16 protein-coding genes are annotated in these 18,739 nt (G+C 71.3%); 8 read left to right on the top strand and 8 right to left on the bottom strand.

What is annotated here, in order from left to right; translation table 11 throughout:
• Nucleotides 1-3: 3 nt before the first annotated feature.
• The 7 genes from AB0B33_RS21070 to AB0B33_RS21040 form a co-directional block, all read right to left on the bottom strand.
• On the bottom strand, nt 4-1,038 hold the full coding sequence (locus tag AB0B33_RS21070; RefSeq protein WP_360774235.1) for an MCE family protein: 1,035 nt from the start codon (nt 1,036-1,038) through the stop codon (nt 4-6).
• Entirely contained in the window at nt 1,035-2,027 is a 993-nt protein-coding gene (locus AB0B33_RS21065; protein ID WP_360774232.1) for an MCE family protein, read from the bottom strand. Before AB0B33_RS21065 ends, AB0B33_RS21070 begins: the two co-directional genes overlap by 4 nt.
• Nucleotides 2,024-3,028: an MCE family protein gene (locus tag AB0B33_RS21060; RefSeq protein WP_360774229.1), complete on the bottom strand. Its 1,005-nt coding sequence runs from the start codon at nt 3,026-3,028 to the stop codon at nt 2,024-2,026. The genes AB0B33_RS21065 and AB0B33_RS21060 overlap by 4 nt, the downstream gene beginning before the upstream one ends.
• The gene (locus AB0B33_RS21055; protein WP_360774226.1) at nt 3,025-4,299 is read right to left on the bottom strand and encodes an MCE family protein; all 1,275 of its coding nucleotides are present in this window, start codon (nt 4,297-4,299) and stop codon (nt 3,025-3,027) included. The genes AB0B33_RS21060 and AB0B33_RS21055 overlap by 4 nt, the downstream gene beginning before the upstream one ends.
• Nucleotides 4,296-5,141: an ABC transporter permease gene (locus AB0B33_RS21050; protein WP_247013306.1), complete on the bottom strand. Its 846-nt coding sequence runs from the start codon at nt 5,139-5,141 to the stop codon at nt 4,296-4,298. The genes AB0B33_RS21055 and AB0B33_RS21050 overlap by 4 nt, the downstream gene beginning before the upstream one ends.
• A 3-nt stretch (nt 5,142-5,144) precedes the next feature.
• Nucleotides 5,145-5,939, bottom strand: coding sequence for an ABC transporter permease (locus AB0B33_RS21045; RefSeq protein ID WP_360774222.1), 795 nt, complete (start codon nt 5,937-5,939; stop codon nt 5,145-5,147).
• 811 nt (nt 5,940-6,750) lie between these two features.
• Nucleotides 6,751-7,746, bottom strand: a complete 996-nt coding sequence (locus AB0B33_RS21040; protein ID WP_360774219.1) for an LLM class flavin-dependent oxidoreductase — start codon at nt 7,744-7,746, stop codon at nt 6,751-6,753.
• 161 nt (nt 7,747-7,907) lie between these two features.
• Here AB0B33_RS21040 and AB0B33_RS21035 point away from each other — a divergent pair, with 161 nt between their 5' ends.
• Nucleotides 7,908-11,672 (top strand): hypothetical protein, encoded by a 3,765-nt coding sequence (locus tag AB0B33_RS21035; RefSeq protein ID WP_360774216.1) that lies wholly within the window; start codon nt 7,908-7,910, stop codon nt 11,670-11,672.
• Between the two features lie 187 nt (nt 11,673-11,859).
• On the opposite strand, the gene AB0B33_RS21030 is transcribed toward AB0B33_RS21035, so the two are convergent.
• The gene (locus AB0B33_RS21030; RefSeq protein WP_360774213.1) at nt 11,860-13,977 is read right to left on the bottom strand and encodes an ATP-binding domain-containing protein; all 2,118 of its coding nucleotides are present in this window, start codon (nt 13,975-13,977) and stop codon (nt 11,860-11,862) included.
• A gap of 192 nt (nt 13,978-14,169) precedes the next feature.
• Between AB0B33_RS21030 and rsmD the strand changes: the two genes are divergently transcribed.
• The 7 genes from rsmD to rnc all read left to right on the top strand — a co-directional run bounded on the left by rsmD (nt 14,170) and on the right by rnc (nt 18,664).
• Nucleotides 14,170-14,730, top strand: a complete 561-nt coding sequence (gene rsmD / locus AB0B33_RS21025) for a 16S rRNA (guanine(966)-N(2))-methyltransferase RsmD (protein ID WP_247013299.1) — start codon at nt 14,170-14,172, stop codon at nt 14,728-14,730.
• Nucleotides 14,731-14,773: 43 nt separating this feature from the next.
• A complete protein-coding gene (coaD, locus tag AB0B33_RS21020) occupies nt 14,774-15,259 on the top strand; it encodes a pantetheine-phosphate adenylyltransferase (protein WP_247013297.1) in 486 nt (161 codons plus the stop codon).
• Nucleotides 15,260-15,401: 142 nt separating this feature from the next.
• Nucleotides 15,402-16,100: a ribonuclease domain-containing protein gene (locus tag AB0B33_RS21015; protein WP_247013295.1), complete on the top strand. Its 699-nt coding sequence runs from the start codon at nt 15,402-15,404 to the stop codon at nt 16,098-16,100.
• A gap of 107 nt (nt 16,101-16,207) precedes the next feature.
• On the top strand, nt 16,208-16,936 hold the full coding sequence (locus tag AB0B33_RS21010) for a DivIVA domain-containing protein (RefSeq protein WP_247013293.1): 729 nt from the start codon (nt 16,208-16,210) through the stop codon (nt 16,934-16,936).
• Nucleotides 16,937-17,041: 105 nt separating this feature from the next.
• The gene (locus AB0B33_RS21005) at nt 17,042-17,629 is read left to right on the top strand and encodes a YceD family protein (RefSeq protein ID WP_247013291.1); all 588 of its coding nucleotides are present in this window, start codon (nt 17,042-17,044) and stop codon (nt 17,627-17,629) included.
• Between the two features lie 89 nt (nt 17,630-17,718).
• Complete coding sequence (rpmF, locus tag AB0B33_RS21000; RefSeq protein WP_013223689.1) at nt 17,719-17,901, top strand: 50S ribosomal protein L32; 183 nt, start codon at nt 17,719-17,721, stop codon at nt 17,899-17,901.
• 13 nt (nt 17,902-17,914) lie between these two features.
• Nucleotides 17,915-18,664 (top strand): ribonuclease III, encoded by a 750-nt coding sequence (gene rnc / locus AB0B33_RS20995; RefSeq protein WP_247013289.1) that lies wholly within the window; start codon nt 17,915-17,917, stop codon nt 18,662-18,664.
• Nucleotides 18,665-18,739: the final 75 nt, after the last annotated feature.

The raw sequence follows: 18,739 nt of genomic DNA, 5'->3' as shown, positions 1-18,739 counted from the left end.
GCTTCACCGGCCACCCCCGTTGGTGTAGACGTCGCCGGTGACCGGCAGCGGCAGCGGCTCGAGGTAGTAGTCGATGTTCTCGCGGCCGCGCAGCCGCCCGGTGGCCGGATCGACCGCGTTCAGCACGTTCGTCACGGCCAGCGGGACGGCGTCGATCGTGCCGGCCAGCGAGGCGCGCTGTTCGACGAGCGTCCGCGTGGTCGTCACCAGGTTGTCCACATTGGACTTGAGTGCGCCGCGGTTGTCCCGGATGAACCCCTGGACGTCGGCGAGCGCGCGGCCGAGGCCGTCGAGGGCCCGCGCCAGCTCGCCGCTGTTGGCGGCCAGCGTGCCGGAGATCTGCGAGAGCTGCTGGTTCACGCTGCCGACCTGCTGGTCGTTCGTGGCCAGCATGGTGGTGAACCGCTGGAGCTCGTCGACCGTGCCGAACAGGTCGCCCGAGTTCCCGGCCAGCGTGCGCGCCAGCTGCGCGAAGTTGCGCACGCTGTCGTTGAACGCGCGGCCGTTGCCCTGCAGGTTCTGCGCGCCGGTCTTGAGCAGGTCCGACAGCGCGCCCTGGGAGTTGGCGCCGTTCGGGCCGAGCGCCTTCGACAGCGAGTCGAGGCTGGCGTAGAGCTGGTCCAGTTCCACCGGGGTCGCGGTGCGCTGCACCGGGATCGACGCGCCGTTCGGCAGCCGCGGCCCGCCGCGGGCCGGCTTGGCGAACTGGACGTACCGGTCGGCGACGACGCTGGGCGCGATCACCAGGACCGTGGTGTCCTCGGCGACCCCGACCGAGCCGTCGACGGACATGTCCACCTGCACCTGCTCACCGCGCGGGGTGACCGCGTCGACCTGGCCGATCCGGACGCCGAGCACCCGGACGTCGGAGCCGGGGTAGACGCCGACCGCGCGGGTGAAGAAGGCGGTCACGTGGTGCTGCCCGCTGCCGGCGAACACCCACCACAGCGCCGCGGTCACGACGAGGGCGAGCAGCAGGGCGGCGGCGATGAACCGGCTCGTCAGGACGCCGGCGCGGGTGGTGGTCAGCGCGCTCACTTCGTGCCTCCCGGGTTCTTCGGCACGGTGCACGGGTCGTGGTTCTCGGGGATCAGGCCGCAGAGGTAGGCGTCGATCCAGCGGCCGTTGCCGGTCGTGTTGGTGACCACCCGGAAGTACGGCCCGGCCAGCTGCAGGCCCTGGGTCAGGTTGTCGTTCTGCCGCTTGAGCAGGTCGGTCACCTGGTTCAGCGCCTGCAGCGCGGGCTTGAGCTGACCGGCGTTGTCCTTCACCAGCCCGCTGAGCTGCTCGGCGAGGCGCGCCGAACCGGTGAGCAGGTCGTGGATCGCGTCGCGGCGCCGGTTGAGCTCGGTGAGCAAGAGGTTCCCGTCGTCGATGAGCTTCTCGAAGTCGTCGTTCGAGTTCGCCAGCGTCGTGGTGAGCTGCCGCGCGTTCGCGAGGAGTTCGGCGATCTGGCCGTCGCGGCTGGACACCGTCTGCGAGAGCTGGGAAAGCCCGTCGAGCGCGCTGCGGACGTGCTCGGGGGAGTTGCGGAAGGTGTCCGACAGCGTGGTGAAGCTGTCCGCGAGCTGCTTGGTGTCGATCGCGCCGACGGTGTCGGCGAGGCCGTTGAAGGCGTCGGTGACGTCGTAGGGCGTGACCGTCCGGGTCCGCGGGATCGGCCGGTCCGGGTCCTGGACGTCGTCGCCGGTCGGGTTCAGCGCGAGGAACTTGCGGCCCAGCAACGTCTTGATCTTGATCTCGGCCGACGTGCGGTCGCCGATCCAGGCGTTCTTGACCCGGAAGGAGACGAGGACGTGGTCGTCGGCCAGCTCGACGTCCCGGACCTCGCCGACCTTGATGCCGGCGACCCGGACCTCGTCGTCCGCTTGCAGCCCGGCGGCTTCGGAGAACTCGGCCTCGTAGGTCGTGCCGCCGCCGACGATCGGCAGGTTGTCGTAGTTGAACGTGACGGTCAGCAGCGCGGCCAGCGCGACGCTGCCCAGCACGCCGAGGACGAGGGGATTGCGTTCCTTGAAGGACTTCACGACGAGCACCTCGCGGTGGGGACGATCACGCCACGCGGGGGTGAGGTTTCCAGGACCCCGGTGCAGAGGAAGAAGTTCATCCACGAGCCGTAGGAGGCGACCCGGCCGATTTCGGTGAACTTCACCGGGAGGTTGGTCAGGAAGCTGTCCACATCGGACTGGTTCTGGACCAGGTTGCCGGCGAGGCCCTTCAGCCCGGCGATGCTGTCCTTCAGCGGCGGCCGGGCCTGCTCGAACAACCCGGCGGTGGACTGCGTGAGGTCGCCGATGCCGCTGATCGCGTCGCCGATCGCGGCGCGGTCGCCGGCCAGCCCGGACACCAGCTGCCGCAGCGTGGACACGAGGTTCGCCAGCGCGTCACCCTTGCCGTTGACCGTCTTCAGCACCGAGTTGAGGTTCCCGATCACCTCGCCGATCACCTTGTCGCGCCCGGCGAGGGTGGTGGTCAGCGAGCCGGTGTGGGCCAGCAGGCTTTCGACGGTGCCGCCTTCGCCCTGCAGCACCTGGACGATCTCGCCGGACAGCTCGTTGACGTCGTTCGGCGAGAGCGCCTGGAACAGCGGCTTGAACCCGTTGAAGAGATCGGTGAGGTCGAGTGCCGGGGTGGTGCGCGACAGCGGGATCTCCCCGCCCTCGGGCAGCTGCTCCCGGGTCCCGGTGCTCCCGCGCTCCAGCGCGATGTAGCGCTGGCCGACCATGTTGCGGTACTTGATGACCGCCTTCACGTCGGCGGGCAGCCGGCGCCCCTGGTCGAGGGAAAAGGCGATCAGCGCCCGGTTGCGGTCGCTGATGTCGAGGGATTCGACCTGGCCGACGCGGACGCCGGAGATGCGGACGTCGTCGCCGACGTTGAGCGAGGTCGCGTCGAGGAACTTCGCCGTGTAACGCTCGCCGGCGCCGACGCCGGTGTTCGTGATGGACACGGCCAGCAGCGCCGTCGCGAGCGCGGTGACGGCGATGAAGATCAGGCTCTTGATCAGCGGGGAGGCGATGTTCCTCACTTGAGCTTCACCTCCGTGCCGCGGTAGAGCGGGCCGACGAGCACGCTGCTCCACGCCGGGACGTCGGCGGACGGCACCCCGATCGAGGGCGCGACCAGGGTGGCCAGCAGCTGTTCCTCCTGCGGTGAGTTGGCGACGCCGAGGTCGCCCTGCCCGCCGGTCAGCAGCGGGTGCCCGGTGGAACCCGGCGCCGCGGCGGCGGTGCCGGTCGTCGGGGCCACGCCGGAGGGGTAGCAGCGCGGCTCGCCGCCCGCGGTGTAGCGCGGGTCGTCCTTGCCGGGGAGGTACTTGCCGCTGTCGGCGGTGATCGCGACGTCGGCGTGCAGGCCCGGCTGGCCGGTGCCGGCGCCGAGCACCTGGTCCATGGATTTCCTCAGTGCGTTCAGCGAAGCGAGGGTGCAGACGAAGCTGGGGGAGTACTTCGCGGCGACCTCCAGCGGCGCGCGGCTGTCGGCGGCCAGGGAGATGAGGTTGTCGCGGTTGTTCGCCAGGAAGGCCGTGACCTCCTGCGAGGACGACGTCACCTGCTGGTAGACCCCGGCCAGCTCGCTCTGCTTCTCCTTGACGGTGTTCAGCGTGACGGCGGAGGAGGTGAGCGCGTCCAGGAGGTCGGGGGCGATGTCGCCGTAGAGGTTCGAGACGGTGGCGAGGTCGCGGATGTCCGACGTCAGCTGGGGAAGGTCGGGGTTGAAGTTCTTCAGGTACGCGTCCGCGGTGCCGATCGTCTGCCCGAGCTGCTCGCCGCGGCCCTGCAGCGCCGTGGAAACCGCGGTCAGCGTGGTCGCGAGCTTCTGCGGCTGGACGGCTTGCAGCACCGGGAGCAGGTTGTCGAAGACGCGTTCCAGCTCGATCGCGTTCGCCGAGCGGTCCTGCTCGATCGTGTCGCCGGCGGTCAGGTGCGGGGCGCGGGCACCGTCCGGGATGGACAGCTGGACGTACCGCTCGCCGAACAGCGTCTTCGGCACGAGCAACGCGGAAACGGTGCGCGGCAGCATGTCCACCTTGCCCGGCTCCAGGGCAAGCGCTATCTCGGCGCCCTGCGGCGTCGCCCGGACGTCGCGGATCTCCCCGACGAGCACGCCGCGGGCCTTGACCTGCCCGCCCGCGGACAGCTGGTTGCCGATGCGGCTCGTCTTGAGCGTCACCGGGACCGTGCTGACGAAGTCCTTGTCGTAGATCTTGATGGAGAGCGTGACGAGCACGCCCATCACCACCAGGAACAGCACGCCCGCGGTGCGGATCCCGGCCTTGCGGCGGGTGTCCCGTCTCATCCGGCCACCTGCACGGTCGTCGTCGCGCCCCAGATGGCCAGTGACAGGAAGAAGTCGAGCACGCTGATCGCGACGATCGCGGTGCGGACCGCGCGGCCCACCGCGACACCGACACCGGCCGGGCCGCCGCTCGCGCGGAAGCCGTAGTAGCAGTGCGCCAGGACCACGACGACGCTGAACACCAGCACCTTCCCGAACGACCACAAGACGTCGCCGGGGGGCAGGAACAGCAGGAAGTAGTGGTCGTAGGTCCCCGCGGACTGGCCGAAGAACCACACCGTGATCTGCCGCGAGGCGAGGTAGCTCGAGAGCAGCCCGATGGCGTAGAGCGGGATGACGGCGAGGAAGCCGGCGATCACCCGCGTCGTCACCAGGTACGGGACGCTGGGGATGCCCATGACTTCGAGGGCGTCGATCTCCTCGGAGATCCGCATCGCGCCGAGCTGCGCGGTGAAGCCGCAGCCGACGGTGGCGGACAGGGCGAGGCCGGAGACCAGCGGCGCGATCTCGCGGGTGTTGAAGTAGGCGGAGACGAACCCGGCGAACGCCGACGTCCCGACCTGGTTGAGCGCGGAGTAGCCCTGGAGGCCGACGACCGTGCCGGTGGCGACGGTCATCCCGATCATCACGCCGATCGTGCCGCCGATGACGGCCAGCGCCCCGCTGCCGAAGCTGACTTCGGCGAGCAGGCGCACGATCTCGCGCAGGTACCGGCGGATCGCCCGCGGGATCCAGGCGATCGCGCGCAGGAAGAAGAGGATCTGGTCGCCGAGGGTGTCGAGGAAGCCGAACCGGCGGTCGACGGCTTCGCGGACCCTGGCGGCCGGCGTGGTGGTCACCATCGGTCAGCTCCCCTTCGGCGGCACGAGCTGCAGGTACACGGTGGTGAGCACCAGGTTCAGCACGAACAGCAGCAGGAACGTGATGACCACGGACTGGTTCACCGCGTCGCCGACGCCCTTCGGCCCGCCCTTGGGGTTCAGCCCGCGGTAGGCGGCCACGACCCCGGCGACGAAGCCGAAGATCAGCGCCTTGATCTCGCTGATCCACAGGTCGGGCAGCTGGGCCAGCGCGGAGAAGCTCGCCAGGTACGCGCCCGGCGTCCCGTGCTGCATGATCACGTTGAAGAAGTAGCCGCCGAGCACGCCGACGACGCTGACCATGCCGTTGAGGAAGATCGCGACCCCCATCGCGGCCAGCACCCGCGGCACGATCAGCCGCTGCACGGGCGAGACCCCGAGGACCTCCATGGCGTCGATCTCTTCGCGGATGGTCCGCGAACCGAGGTCGGCGCACATCGCGCTGCCGCCGGCGCCGGCGATGAGCAGCGCGGTGACGATCGGGCTGGCCTGCTGGATGATCGCGAGCACGCTCGCCGCGCCGGTGAACGACTGCGCGCCGATCTGCGTGGTCAGCGACCCGATGTGCAGCGCGATCACCGCGCCGAACGGGATGGAGACCAGCGCGGTCGGCAGGATCGAGACGCTCGCGATGAACCAGAACTGCTGGATCAGCTCACGCACCTGGAACGGGCGGCGGAACGTCAGCCGGACGACGTCGAGCCCCAGCCCGTAGAGCCGTCCGGTCTGCCGCAGCGCGGCGGCCCCGGGGAACGACGTCGTCGTCGTCCGTTCGGCCATTCGTGTGCCTCCCCAGCGGTTTCGGCGGCACGCCGAATACACCCGAGGTGAGCAAAGGGAAATGGTCCGAACGGGGTAACAATTGTCGGCCATTCACGGTCTCGGGGGACGCCGTGCCGTTTCCTACTGGTCGGTACGCTAACGACGGCCCTGCTGGGAGACAAGAACTTGAGCAGGATCACGCGGTCACGGGCTGGTAACCGCGCATTTCTTGTCGAGTACTGACAAACGGATCGGATCTTGTTGTCAGCGAAGGGAAAGAAAATCGCTCTGTGAGTCTGGTGCCGCGGTGCGACCTGCACGGTCGTGACCATTCCCGCTCACCGGAACACCGGGCTGGACGGCCACGCGGGGAGGGTAGGTCCCCGTGTGCCGCACGTCCAGAGTTGCGCCTCGGCCCCGCTGCCGCGAATGACTCACTGGGGGCGTCGGTGGTCTCGAATGGGTCATTCGCGACGTTCGGGTTGGGCTTGCAGGGGGTGGGGAGGTCATGAACGACTCTTTCACTGCGTCTGGCGAGGTGAAAGGGTCGTTCATGACGTCCCGGGGCGGCTCGGCAGCCGCGTACGTCCGGAGTTGCGCCTCGGCCCCGGCTGCCGCGAACGACTCATTAGGGACGTTGGTGGTCTCGTATGGGTCGTTGGCGACGTTCGGATCGGGCTCCCGGGTGGGGCCGGGTGGTCGTGAACGACTCTTTCACTGCGTCTGGCGAGGTGAAAGGGTCGTTCATGACCTCCCCGCGCCGGCTCGGTAGCCGCACGTCCAGCGGCCGCCGGGCCGTGTCAGGCCGGGAAGGCGCGCGAGCCGGCACTCAGGACTTGAGGCCGGCCACCAGTTCGTACGACCGCACCCGGTCCGCGTGCCCGTGCACCATCGTCGTGATCATCAGCTCGTCCGCGCCCGTGTCGCCGAGCAGCTGCTCGAACCCCTTCTGGACCGTCTCCGGCGAGCCGACGATGCTCGACCCGAACCGCTCGGCCAGGAACGCCCGGTCCATCTCCGTGTACGGGTACTCCGCGGCTTCCTCCGGCGTCGGTAGCGCGATCGGCCGCCCGCGGCGCAGGCTCAGGAACGTCAGCCCCGACGGCCCCGCCAGGAACTGCGCGCGCTCGTCCGTCTCCGCCGCGACCACGGACACGCCGAGCATCACGTACGGCTCGGAAAGAACCGGAGAAGGCTGGAAGTTCTCCCGGTACAGCTGCACAGCCGGGATCGTGTTCTCCGCCGCGAAGTGGTGCGCGAACGAGAACGGCAGCCCGAGACGCCCGGCGAGCTGGGCGCTGAAGCCGCTCGAACCCAGCAGCCACACCGGCGGCTGGTTGCCCTCGGCGACCACCGCGTTGACGCCGCGGGCCTCCGAGTGGGTGAAGTAGCCGATCAGCTCCTGCAGGTGCTCGGGGAAGTTGTCCGCCGACAGCCCGCCGGGGCCGCGCAGAGCGAGCGCCGTGCGCTGGTCGGTGCCCGGGGCGCGGCCGATGCCGAGGTCGATGCGGCCCGGGTGGAACGCCTCCAGCGTGCCGAACTGCTCGGCGACCACCAGGGGCGCGTGGTTGGGCAGCATCACGCCGCCCGAGCCGACGCGGATGCGCTCGGTCGCGTCGGCGACGTGGCCGATCAGCACCGACGTCGCCGAGCTGGCGATGCCGGGCATGTTGTGGTGCTCGGCCAGCCAGTAGCGGTTGAAGCCCAGCCGTTCCGCGGCGCGGGCGAGGTCCAGGGTGTTGCGCAGCGTCTCGCCGACGGTGTTCCCCTCCGACACGGGGGACAGGTCGAGCACGGACAGCGGCACGTCAGGCAGTGAGCTCACAACCGGGTCCAACGCCCCGGTGCCCGCATTGCTTCCCGGCCGCCGGTGACGATCTTCACGCCGTTCGCGCCGAACGGCCACGGGCCGGGCCGCAGTGGGGATACGGTGGCCGAACCGGAAAAAGAGAAACAGGAGGACGGGTGCCGCGTCCGGAGCGACCCTTGGATCCCGGGGACGATCTGCTGACCGAATTCGCCGCCGATCTCCGGCGTTTGCGCGAGAGCGCCGGGAACCCCACTTATCGCGAGCTCGGCCGGCGCGCGCACTACTCGGCCGGCACGCTGTCCGAAGCCGCCGGTGGGCGGAAACTCCCCAGCTTGGCCGTCACTCTGGCCTACGTCCGGGCCTGCGGCGGGGCCCCCGGGGAATGGGAAGAGCGGTGGCACGCCGTCGCCGAAGAGTCGCGCCGGGACGGTGCCGATTCACCGCCCGAGCCCGAATCCGGGGAAATCCCGCCTTACGTCGGCCTGTCCGCATTCACCTCAGCTGATGCGCGGCGATTCTTCGGCCGGGACAAGCTGATCGAAAAGCTCGTCGCGCGACTGGCGGGACAACGTTTTCTCGCCGTGCTCGGCGCCTCCGGTTCGGGCAAGTCCTCGCTGCTGCGCGCCGGCCTCCTGCCCGCCGTCAAGGGCCCGGTGGTGCTGCTCACCCCGGGCGCCCGGCCACTGCAGGAGTGCGCGGTCAAGTTCGCGGCCGCGCTCGGCGTCCCGGCCGGCGCCCTGCTCGACGACTTCGCCGCGCACCCGCGCAACCTCGGCCTCGCCGCCCGCCAGCTGACCGACGACGGCGCCGAGGACGTCGTGCTCGTCGTCGACCAGTTCGAAGAGGTCTTCACGCTCTGCCAGGACGAGCAGGAGCGGGCCCGCTTCCTCGACGCGCTGGTCGCCGCCACCGCCGGCCCGGACAGCCGGACGCGCGTGGTGCTCGGCATCCGCACCGACTTCTACACCCACTGCGCGCGGCACGCGGTGCTCGCCGAGGCGATGCAGGACGCCCAGGTCCTGGTCGGCCCGATGACCACCGAGGAGCTCCGGCAGGCGATCTCGCGGCCCGCCGTCGACACCGGACACCGCGTCGAGAACGCGCTGGTCTCCCGGCTCGTCGCGGACGCCACCGGCCAGCCCGGCGTGCTGCCGCTGCTCTCGCACGCGCTGCTGGAGACGTGGCGGCGGCGCCGCGGCACCACGCTCACCCTGGCCGGCTACGAGTCGACCGGCGGCATCGAGCGGGCCATCGCGCAGACGTCCGAAGGCACCTTCGGGAAGCTCTCGGGCCGCCAGCAGCGGCTGGCCCGGCAGATCTTCCTCCGGATGACCGCGCTCGGCGAAGGCACCGAAGACACCAAGCGCCGGATCGGCCGCGCCGAGCTGGACACCGACGACGAAGACACCGCCGTCGTCCTCGGCGAGCTGGCTTCGGCCCGGCTGGTCGCCCTCGACGACACCGGCATCGAAATCGCCCACGAAGCCCTCATCCGCGGCTGGCCACGGCTGCGCGAGTGGCTCACGCAGGACCGCGAAGGCCTGCGCGTGCACCGCCAGCTCACCGAGGCGACCGACGCGTGGGAGTCCGTCGACGAAGACCCCGGCTGGCTCTACCGCGGCACCCGGCTGGCCGTCGCGCGGGAGTGGGCCGCGCGCCAGGACGCCGCGCTGTCCCGGCGGGAACGGCGGTTCCTCGACGCGAGCCTCGCCGTCGAGCACGCCGAGCGGGAGCGCGACCGCCGTCGCACCCGGCGGCTGCGGCAGCTGGTCGCGCTGCTCGCGGTGCTGCTCGTCTTCGCGGTCGGCGCCACCGTCTACGCCGTGCGCGCCGAGTCGACGGCCACCGACCAGCGCAACAACGCGCTCGCGCAGAAGGTCGCGAGCCAGGCGCTGGCCATGCGCGCGACCAACCCCGCGCTGGCCGCGCAGCTCGCGCTCGCCGCGTACCGCCTCGACCCGGGCGCCGACGAGCGCAGCAGCGTCCTCGGCATGTTCGCGACGCCGTATTCGACCCGGCTCACCGGGCACACCGGCCGCGTCAACACCGTCGCCCTCCGCCCGGACGGCCGGGTCATGGCCACCGCGAGCTGGGACAACACCGCGCGGCTGTGGGACATCGCCGACCCGCACCACCCGGTGCCGCTGGGCACCCTCGGCGGGCACACCGCCAACGTCAACAACGTCGCCTTCGCCGCCGACGGCCGGACCGCCGCCACCGCGAGCTTCGACGGCACCGTCCGCGTCTGGGACGTCTCCGACCCGGCGCGCCCCGGCCCCGGCACCGTGATCGAGAAGCACGAAGGCAAGGCATACGCCGTCGCCTTCAGCCCGGCCGGGCCGCTGCTGGCGACCGCCGACGTCACCGGCACGCTCCGGCTCTACGACACCACCGACCCGGGCCGCCCGCGCCCGCTCGGCGAGCTGACCGGGCACACCTCCTACGTCAACAACCTCGCCTTCAGCGCCGACGGCAAGCTGCTCGCCTCCGCGTCGGCCGACAAGACCGCGCGGCTCTGGGACGTCGCTTCGCGGACGCAGCTCGGCGTCGCCACCGGGCACACCGACGTCGTGCACTCGGTGGCGTTCAGCCCCGGCGGGCACACCCTCGCCACGGCGAGCCAGGACCAGACCGCGCGGCTGTGGGACGTCACCGACCCGGCCCGGCCCGCGCAGCTGGCGTCGCTCACCGCGCACAAGGCGACCGTGCGCTCGGTCGCGTTCACCGCCGACGGGCGCACCCTCGCGACCACCGGCTTCGACCGCACTGCGCGGTTGTGGGACGTCACCGACCCGAAGCAGCCCCGCGAGCGGCTGGCCCTGCCCGGGCACATCGGCGTGGTCGGCTCCGCGGTGTTCACCCGCGACGGCCGCACCCTCGCCACGGCCAGCGACGACCAGACGGCCCGGCTCTGGGACCTGCCCGGCCCCGGCATCCCGGCGCACACGGCCCAGGCCTGCCACGTCGCCTTCGGCCGCGACGGCAGACTGCTCGCCACGAGCGGCTACGACGAAGCCGTCCGGCTGTACGACCGCGCGGACCCGGCCGCGCCCCGGCTCCTCGCCACGATCGGCGGGTTCGGCAACGCGGTCTGCGGCGTCGCGATCAGCCCGGACGGCCGCACGCTGGCCACCGGCAGCTGGGACCACACGATGGCGGTGCGGGACATCACCGACCCGGCGCACCCGGGCCCGCCGACGGTGTTCAACCGCTACCACGACGACATCGACGCGGTCGCCTTCAGCCCGGACGGCCGGTTCCTCGCGACGGCGGGCGACGGCCACACCGCGCGGCTGTGGGACCTCGCCGACCGCCTCCACCCGGTCGAGATCGCCGAGCTGGAGGGCCACGAGGACGACGTCCACACGCTCGCGTTCAGCCCCGACGGCCGCACGCTCGCCACCGCCGGCTGGGACCACACCGCGCGGCTCTGGGACGTCTCCGCGCCGCGGTCCCCGCGGACGCTGGCGAAGCTCGACGGCCACACCGACACGATCTTCTCGGTCGCCTTCAGCCCCGACGGCAAGCGCGTCGCGACCGCGAGCGCCGACCGCACGGTCCGGCTCTGGGACGTCACGACCCCCGCGCCGGTCGCCACGGTGCTGGCCGGGCACACCGACATCGTCATGTCGGTGTCCTTCAGCGGCGACGGCCGGACGCTCGCCACCGGCAGCTACGACCGGTCGGTCCGGCTGTGGGACGTCGCCACCGCGGCCCCGGCGGCGGTGCTGCCCGAAGAACGGGATCGCGTCTACGCCGTGCAGTACGCGCCCGACGGGCACACACTGGCGGGAGCGGGCGCGGACGGCACGGTGCGGCTGTGGGAGACCGATCCCGGCCGCGCGGCCGAGCGGATCTGCGCGGTGGCGGCCCCCCGGATCAGCGAAGCCGAGTGGACGGCGAGCCTGCCGGGCCTCGACTACACCCCGCCCTGCCCCTGACGTTGTTCGGCGTTGTTGTTCGGTGGCGCCGCGCGGACACCGAACAACGCGGATCGGCTAGACATGCCCTCGGACGGAAACGTCCCCGAGACGTTCATTTCACCGGGGGTCTGAAGGGCCCCTTCAAGGGCACGGGAACCCCGCCTCCCGCCCCTCGAAGGGGCCCTTCAGCGTCTCTGGGCGAAGGTCAGGCCGGCGGCAGCCAGTCCGGGTTCGAGGCCAGCACGATCAGCTGCTGCGTCGCCCGGGTCAGCGCCACGTACAGCACCCGCCGCCCGGTCGTCGACTCGGTGATCAGGTCGTTCGGCTCCACGAGGACCACCGCGTCGTACTCCAGGCCCTTCGAATCCAGGCTGCCGACGACCTTCAGCCGCTCGTCCGCCTGCCCCGACAGCCAGCCCGCGACCTCCGGCACCCGGTCCATGGCCGTGATGACGCCGACCGTGCCCTCGACCCCGCCCAGCAGCTCCTTCACCGCCGCCTGCGTCGCCGACGCCAGGCCGGTGGCCTCCACCGGGCGGACCTCCGGCTCCACGCCCGTCTTGCGCACGGCCACCGGCAGCTCGCCCGACTCCGCGTGCCCGGCCACCACCTTCGCCGCCAGGTCGAAGATCTCCGCCGAGTTCCGGTAGTTCGTGCGCAGCGTGAACCGCCGGCGGGCGGTCTTGACGCCGAACGCCTGGTCGCGCGCCTGAGCCGCCTCCGCGGGGTCCGGCCAGGAGCTCTGCACCGGGTCGCCGACGACGGTCCAGCTCGCGTACTTGCCGCGCCGCCCGACCATCCGCCACTGCATCGGCGAGAGGTCCTGCGACTCGTCCACGACCACGTGCGAGTACTCGTCGTAGTGCTCGGGCCGCGTCGGTGTCCCGCCGGAGCGCTGCGGCTCCACCTCGATCACCTGGCGGCGCTTGCGCTTCGGCGGCGGCCCGATCAGCACGCGCAGCTCGTCCAGCAGCGCCACGTCGGCGATCGACCAGCCCCGCGACCGGTCCGCGAGGTCCGCGGCCAGCATCGAGATCTCGCCGCGGTTCAGGATGCCCTTCGACGCCGCCGCGAGCCGCTTCTCCTCGCCCAGCCACTTGAGGATCTGCGCCGGGTACAGCACCGGCCACCACACGACCAGGAACCGGTGGAAGTCGATCCGCTCGCCCAGTTCGGTGATCAGGTCGGCCCGCTCGAACGGCTTGCCGTCGGCCTTCGCGTACTCCTCGGCCTTCGCCGCCAGCGCGTCGAGCAGCAGCTCGGCGGCCCGGATCCGCGACCGGTTCGGCGGCGCGCCCTGCGTGTGGGCCTTGCGGCGCACCTTCTCCAGGTCGCGCGCGTTCAGCTTCAGGACTTCGCCGCGGTAGACGATCCGCATCTCGTCGGGTGCCTCCGGCGGGGTGTCCCGCAGCGCCCGCAGCAGGATCTTCCGCATCCGCAGCGACCCCTTGACCGCGGCGAGCGGCGCCGCGTCCTGCCGCGTCGCCTCCAGGCCGTCGAGGACCTCGCCGAGCGCGCGCAGTTCGACGTTCGTCTCCCCCATCGAGGGGAGGACGCGCGAGATGTAGCTGGTGAACACGCCGGACGGCCCGATCACGAGCACGCCGGCCCCGCCGAGCTGGCGGCGGTAGCGGTAGAGGAGGTAGGCCGCGCGGTGCAGCGCGACGGCGGTCTTGCCGGTGCCCGGCCCGCCGGTGATCTCGGTGACGCCGCGCCACGGCGCCCGGATGACCTCGTCCTGCTCCTTCTGGATGGTCGCGACGATGTCGCGCATGCGTTCGCCGCGCGAACGCCCCAGCGCGGCCATCAGCGCGCCTTCGCCGACGATCTGCATGTCCTCGGGCACGGCGTCGGCGATCAGCACGTCGTCGTCGACGTCGAGGACGTTCTGGCCGGAGCAGCGGATCACGCGCCGCCGCACGACGTCCATCGGCTCCTCGGCCGTGGCCTGGTAGAACGCGGCCGCGGCCGGCGCGCGCCAGTCCGTGACGAGGTTGTCGAACTCGGCGTCGCGGATGCCGAGCCTGCCGACGTAGGTGCGTTCGGCGTCGTCGAGGTGGTCGAGCCTGCCGAAGACGAGCCCCTCGTACTCGGCGTCGAGCGTCTGGAGCGTCTGATTGGCGTGGTAGACCATCATGTCCCGCTCGAACAGCATCGACGCCTGTTCGAAGATCGCCTCGCGCTGCGCGCCCTGGCCGATCTCGTAGCCCTTCGTGCGCATCGCCTCGGCTTGGGCACGCAGTTCGTCCAGACGGGTGTACACGCGATCGACGTGGGCTTGTTCGATGGCGATCTCGGCCCGTCTGACCCGAGGTTCCGACACGCATGGCTCCTTGACAGCTCTGGATCGCCTCCGAGGGCGAAGAACGACTCTACGCGTCGGCTTCCGCCCGCACACCGATGTCCCGGCCATCAGTGCCCCGTGTCATCGAATGCCGGTGGGGGTCCGGGTGGCGGAGCCCCCGGCGTGGGGTGCGGGGCGCGGCCCCGCAAGGCGCTGCCGCACAATCGGGGGGTGACCAGGATCGTGGCCGGAACGGCGGGCGGACGGCGGCTCAAGGTGCCGCCCAAGGGCACCCGGCCGACGTCGGAACGCGTGCGGGAAGCCCTGTTCAACGCGCTGGAGACGGCGGGGGAGCTGGACGGCGCCCGCGTTCTCGACCTCTACGCGGGCTCCGGAGCGCTCGGCCTCGAAGCGCTTTCGCGCGGCGCGTCGGACGCGCTGTTCGTGGAGTCCGACCGGCGCGCGGTGGAGGTGCTGCGCGGCAACGTCGCGGCGCTGGGCCTGGGCGGCACCGTCCGGGCCGGGCAGGTCGAGGCCGTCGTCGCCGCGCCCGCGCCCGCTTCCTACGACCTGGTGCTGGCCGACCCGCCCTACGCCGTGGACGCGGCGGCGCTCGGGTCCGTGCTGGCGGCGCTGGCCGCGGGCGGCTGGCTGGGCCGGGCGGCGCTGGTGGTGGTCGAGCGCGCGGCCCGCGACGGCGAGCCGGACTGGCCGCCCGGCTTCGCGCCCTCGCGCGCGAAGAAGTACGGCGACACGGCGGTCTTCTGGGCCGAGTACACGCCTGTGGCGTGAGCCACGCGGCGGAAACGGGGTGCGGCACGGTAGCGTCCGCGCCATGCGGCGTGCGGTCTGTCCCGGTTCCTACGATCCGGCCACCAACGGGCACCTCGACATCATCGAGCGGGCGGCCCAGCTGTTCGACGAGGTCGTCGTCGCGGTGGGGGTGAACCGGTCGAAGAAGGGGCTCTTCGAGGTCCCCGAGCGGCTCGAGATGCTCCGCGAGATCACCGCGAAGCTCGGCAACGTGCGGATCGACTCGTGGGAAGGCCTGCTGGTCGACTACTGCCGCGACAACGGCATCGTGGCGATCGCCAAGGGCCTGCGCTCGGTCAGCGACTTCGACTACGAGCTGCAGATGGCGCAGATGAACCGCGAGCTCACCGGCGTCGAGACGCTGCTGATGGCGAACAACCCCGCGTACGGGTTCGTGTCCAGCTCGCTGGTCAAGGAGGTCGCCGCGCTCGGCGGCGACATCGAGCACCTGGTGCCGCCGATCGTCTACGAGCGCCTCACGGAGAAGTTCCCGAAGCTCGGGGCCTGACCCTCCACAAGGGACTTCCCGCAACCCGGGACGCCCGGTTCCCGTCGTTCGGCCCCCTACGTTCGTCGGAACTTGCCGCCCGGGGTGGCGGAGTTCACGTTCCCGTCTTCTGACGATCATTCGATCGGGTTACGGTCCGAAAATGACCAACTACCGATCACGCCTGGTCGCGGTTCTCTTCGCGCTCCTGGCCACGTTGTTCACGGGGGTCACCGCCGCCGAAGCGGTGACGAGTTCGCCCGCCGTCGCGGAGCAGAACTCCTGCGGGGACCTGTCGGGCTTCACGCACAAGGCGCTTTCGTCGCTGCCGGCGGAGGCGACGACGACGTACAACCTGATCCAGAAGGGGGGCCCGTTCCCGTACCCGAAGAACGACGGAGTCGTCTTCGACAACCGGGAAGGCATCCTCCCGTCCTGCACGTCGGGCTACTACCACGAGTACACGGTGCCGACCCCGGGTTCGAGCACCCGCGGCACGCGCCGCATCGTGACCGGCTCGGGCGGCGAGTACTTCTACACGGGCGACCACTACGCGACGTTCCAGGTGATCGATGTCGGCGGCGGCACCACCCACGCGTGCGGCGACCTGTCCGGCCTGGCGAAGATCGGCTACTCGCAGCTCTCGGCGGCGGCCCGCGCGGTCGTGGACAGCGCCCGGAACGGCACCTCGGCGGGGACGACGTACGAGAACCGCGAAGGCGTGCTCCCGGCCTGCGCGTCCGGTTACTACAAGCTGTTCGCGGTGGGCACGAACGACCGGGTGATCTCGGGCGGGGCGGGCGAGCTGGCCTACACCCCCGACCACTACGCCACGTTCAAGCGCGTCGACCTGAACTCCTGATCTCCGGCCGCGGCGCCGGGGGAGGACACGCCCGGCGCCGTGCGCCTTCACCGGTTCGGCGCGGGCAGCGGGCAGACTGGTCACAGCGACAGGGGATTGGAGTTGCCGTGTACCGGGTTTTCGAGGCGCTCGACGAGCTCGTCACCATCGTCGAGGAGGCGCGCGGCGTCCCGATGACGTCCAGCTGCGTGGTGCCGCGCGGCGACGTGCTGGAACTCCTGGACGACGTCCGCGACGCACTGCCGGCGGAGGTCGACGACGCCCAGGACGTCCTCGACAAGCGCGACGACCTGATCCACGCCGCCCGCAAGGAAGCGGGCGAAGCGGTGGCGGGCGCGAACGCCGAGGCCGAGCGGACGATCGCCGAGGCGACCGACGAGGCCGAGCGCATCCTGGCCGACGCGCGCGCCCGCGCGGAAGCGATGCTCGCCGACGCCCACGACCAGGCCGACCGCACGGTCGCGGCGGGCCAGGCCGAGTACCAGAACCTCACCGACCGCTCCCGCGCGGAGTCCGAGCGCATGGTCCAGGCCGGCCGCGACGCCTACGACCGCGCCATCGAGGACGGCCGCGCGGAGCAGTCCAGGCTGGTCGCCCAGACGGAGGTCGTCCAGGCGGCCCACGCCGAGTCGGCCCGCATCGTCGACGAGGCCCACGCGGAGGCCGACCGCCAGCGCCAGGACTGCGACGCGTACGTGGACGGCAAGCTGGCGGAGTTCTCGGAGCTGCTGGCGACGACGCTGCGAACGGTGGATTCGGGCCGCAACCACCTGCGTTCCCCGGCCAACCTCCCGAGCGGCGGCGGCCGGCCCACGCTGTACGACTACCAGGTGTGACGAGCTTCTCAGCCACGCGCTCGCGACCCTCCACGCACCCCTGCCGGCCCGGCCTGCACCGTCCCGGGCCCGAACCACTGGCGGCCACTGCGTACCCTGGACAGGATGTCCGAGAACAAGACCCCCCAGCTCGACGACCGAAGCCCCTGGGTGATCGACACCCGTGAGCTCGGCCGTCACGCCGGCCTCAGCCGCGCCGTCCAGCGCAGCGTGCCGGTGGAGACGCCGCTCGGCGTCCCCGACGTCATCACCATCGAGGCGGGTTCCGAGCTCGAGCTCGACCTGATGCTCGAATCCGTCGTCGAAGGCGTCCTGGTCAGCGGCACCGCCACGGCGATCGCCAAGGGCGCCTGCGCCCGCTGCCTCGACCCGCTGACCGAAGAGGTCGAGGTCGAGGTCCAGGAGCTGTTCGCCTACCCGGGTTCGGCCACCGAGGAGACCACCGACGAGGACGAGATCCCCCGGCTGGTCGACGACCGGATCGACCTCGAACCCACCGTCCGCGACGCGATCGTGCTGGCCCTGCCGCTGGCCCCGCTGTGCACCGAAGACTGCGCCGGGCTCTGCATCGACTGCGGCGTCAAGTGGGCCGATCTCGAGCCCGGACACGGGCATGAGAAGATAGATCCTCGGTGGGCCGCACTCGTCGAGCGCTTCGACGAGAACGCGGGCGAAATGCCCGGGCCCCACTGAAAAAGCAGAACCTGACGAGCGTCCAGCTCGATCCGGTGAGAAAGTTCGCTCGCACGACCGCGAGCAGACCGTCTTAAGGAGATCTACTCGTGGCCGTCCCGAAGCGGAAGATGTCGCGATCCAACACGCGCTCCCGCCGCAGCCAGTGGAAGGCGGCTCCGGTGCAGCTGGTGCCCTGCTCCAACCGCGCCTGCAAGCAGCCGAAGCTCCAGCACATCGCGTGCCCGTCGTGCGGCCAGCACAACGGCCGCCAGGTCGTCGAGCCCGCCTGATCGGACAGCCGACATGGGGGGCAAGACGCCCGGGGGACCACCAGCCGATCCGGCGCCGTTGCTCGAGGCGCTCGGGGTCACACTCGACCCCGAGCTGCTCGGGCTGTCGCTGACCCACCGCTCGTACGCGTACGAGAACGGGGGCCTGCCGCCGAACGAGCGGCTGGAGTTCCTCGGTGACGCCGTGCTCGGCCTGGTCGTCACCGATCACCTGTACACCACGCATCCCGACCTGCCCGAGGGCCAGCTCGCGAAGCTCCGCGCCAGCGTCGTCAACATGCACGCGCTGGCCCGGGTCGCGCGCGGGCTCGGCGAGGGCGGGCTCGGGGCGCACCTGCTGCTCGGCAAGGGCGAAGAGCTCACCGGCGGCCGGGACAAGGCGAGCATCCTCGCCGACGGCCTGGAGGCGGTGATCGGTGCGACGTACCTCGCGCACGGCATCGAGATCGCCCGCAAGCTCGTGCACCACCTCTTCGACGGTCTGCTCGCCGAAGCGCCGTTGCGCGGGGCCGGGCTCGACTGGAAGACGAGCCTGCAGGAGCTGACGGCGTCGGCCGGTCTCGGCGTGCCCGAGTACCGGGTCGAGGACACCGGGCCGGACCACCGCAAGGAGTTCACGGCCACGGTGCTGGTCGCTTCGCGTCCGCTCGGCGACGGTTCCGGGTCGACGAAGAAGGAAGCGGAGCAGAAGGCCGCCGAGACGGCTTGGCGTTCGCTCTCCGCCGAACTCGAGGCCCAGAAGAAGGACGAACCGGAGTCCTGATCACCGGGAACTTCCGTTGACGGTTCCGCCCGCCCCTCAGTAGCGTGATGATCATCCGCCGCGCTGGAAACCACT

It is taken from the genome of Amycolatopsis sp. NPDC049159, from assembly GCF_040648295.1.
GTDB classification, from domain to species: domain Bacteria; phylum Actinomycetota; class Actinomycetes; order Mycobacteriales; family Pseudonocardiaceae; genus Amycolatopsis; species Amycolatopsis pretoriensis_A.
This window is presented reverse-complemented; position numbering and strand designations above follow the sequence as displayed.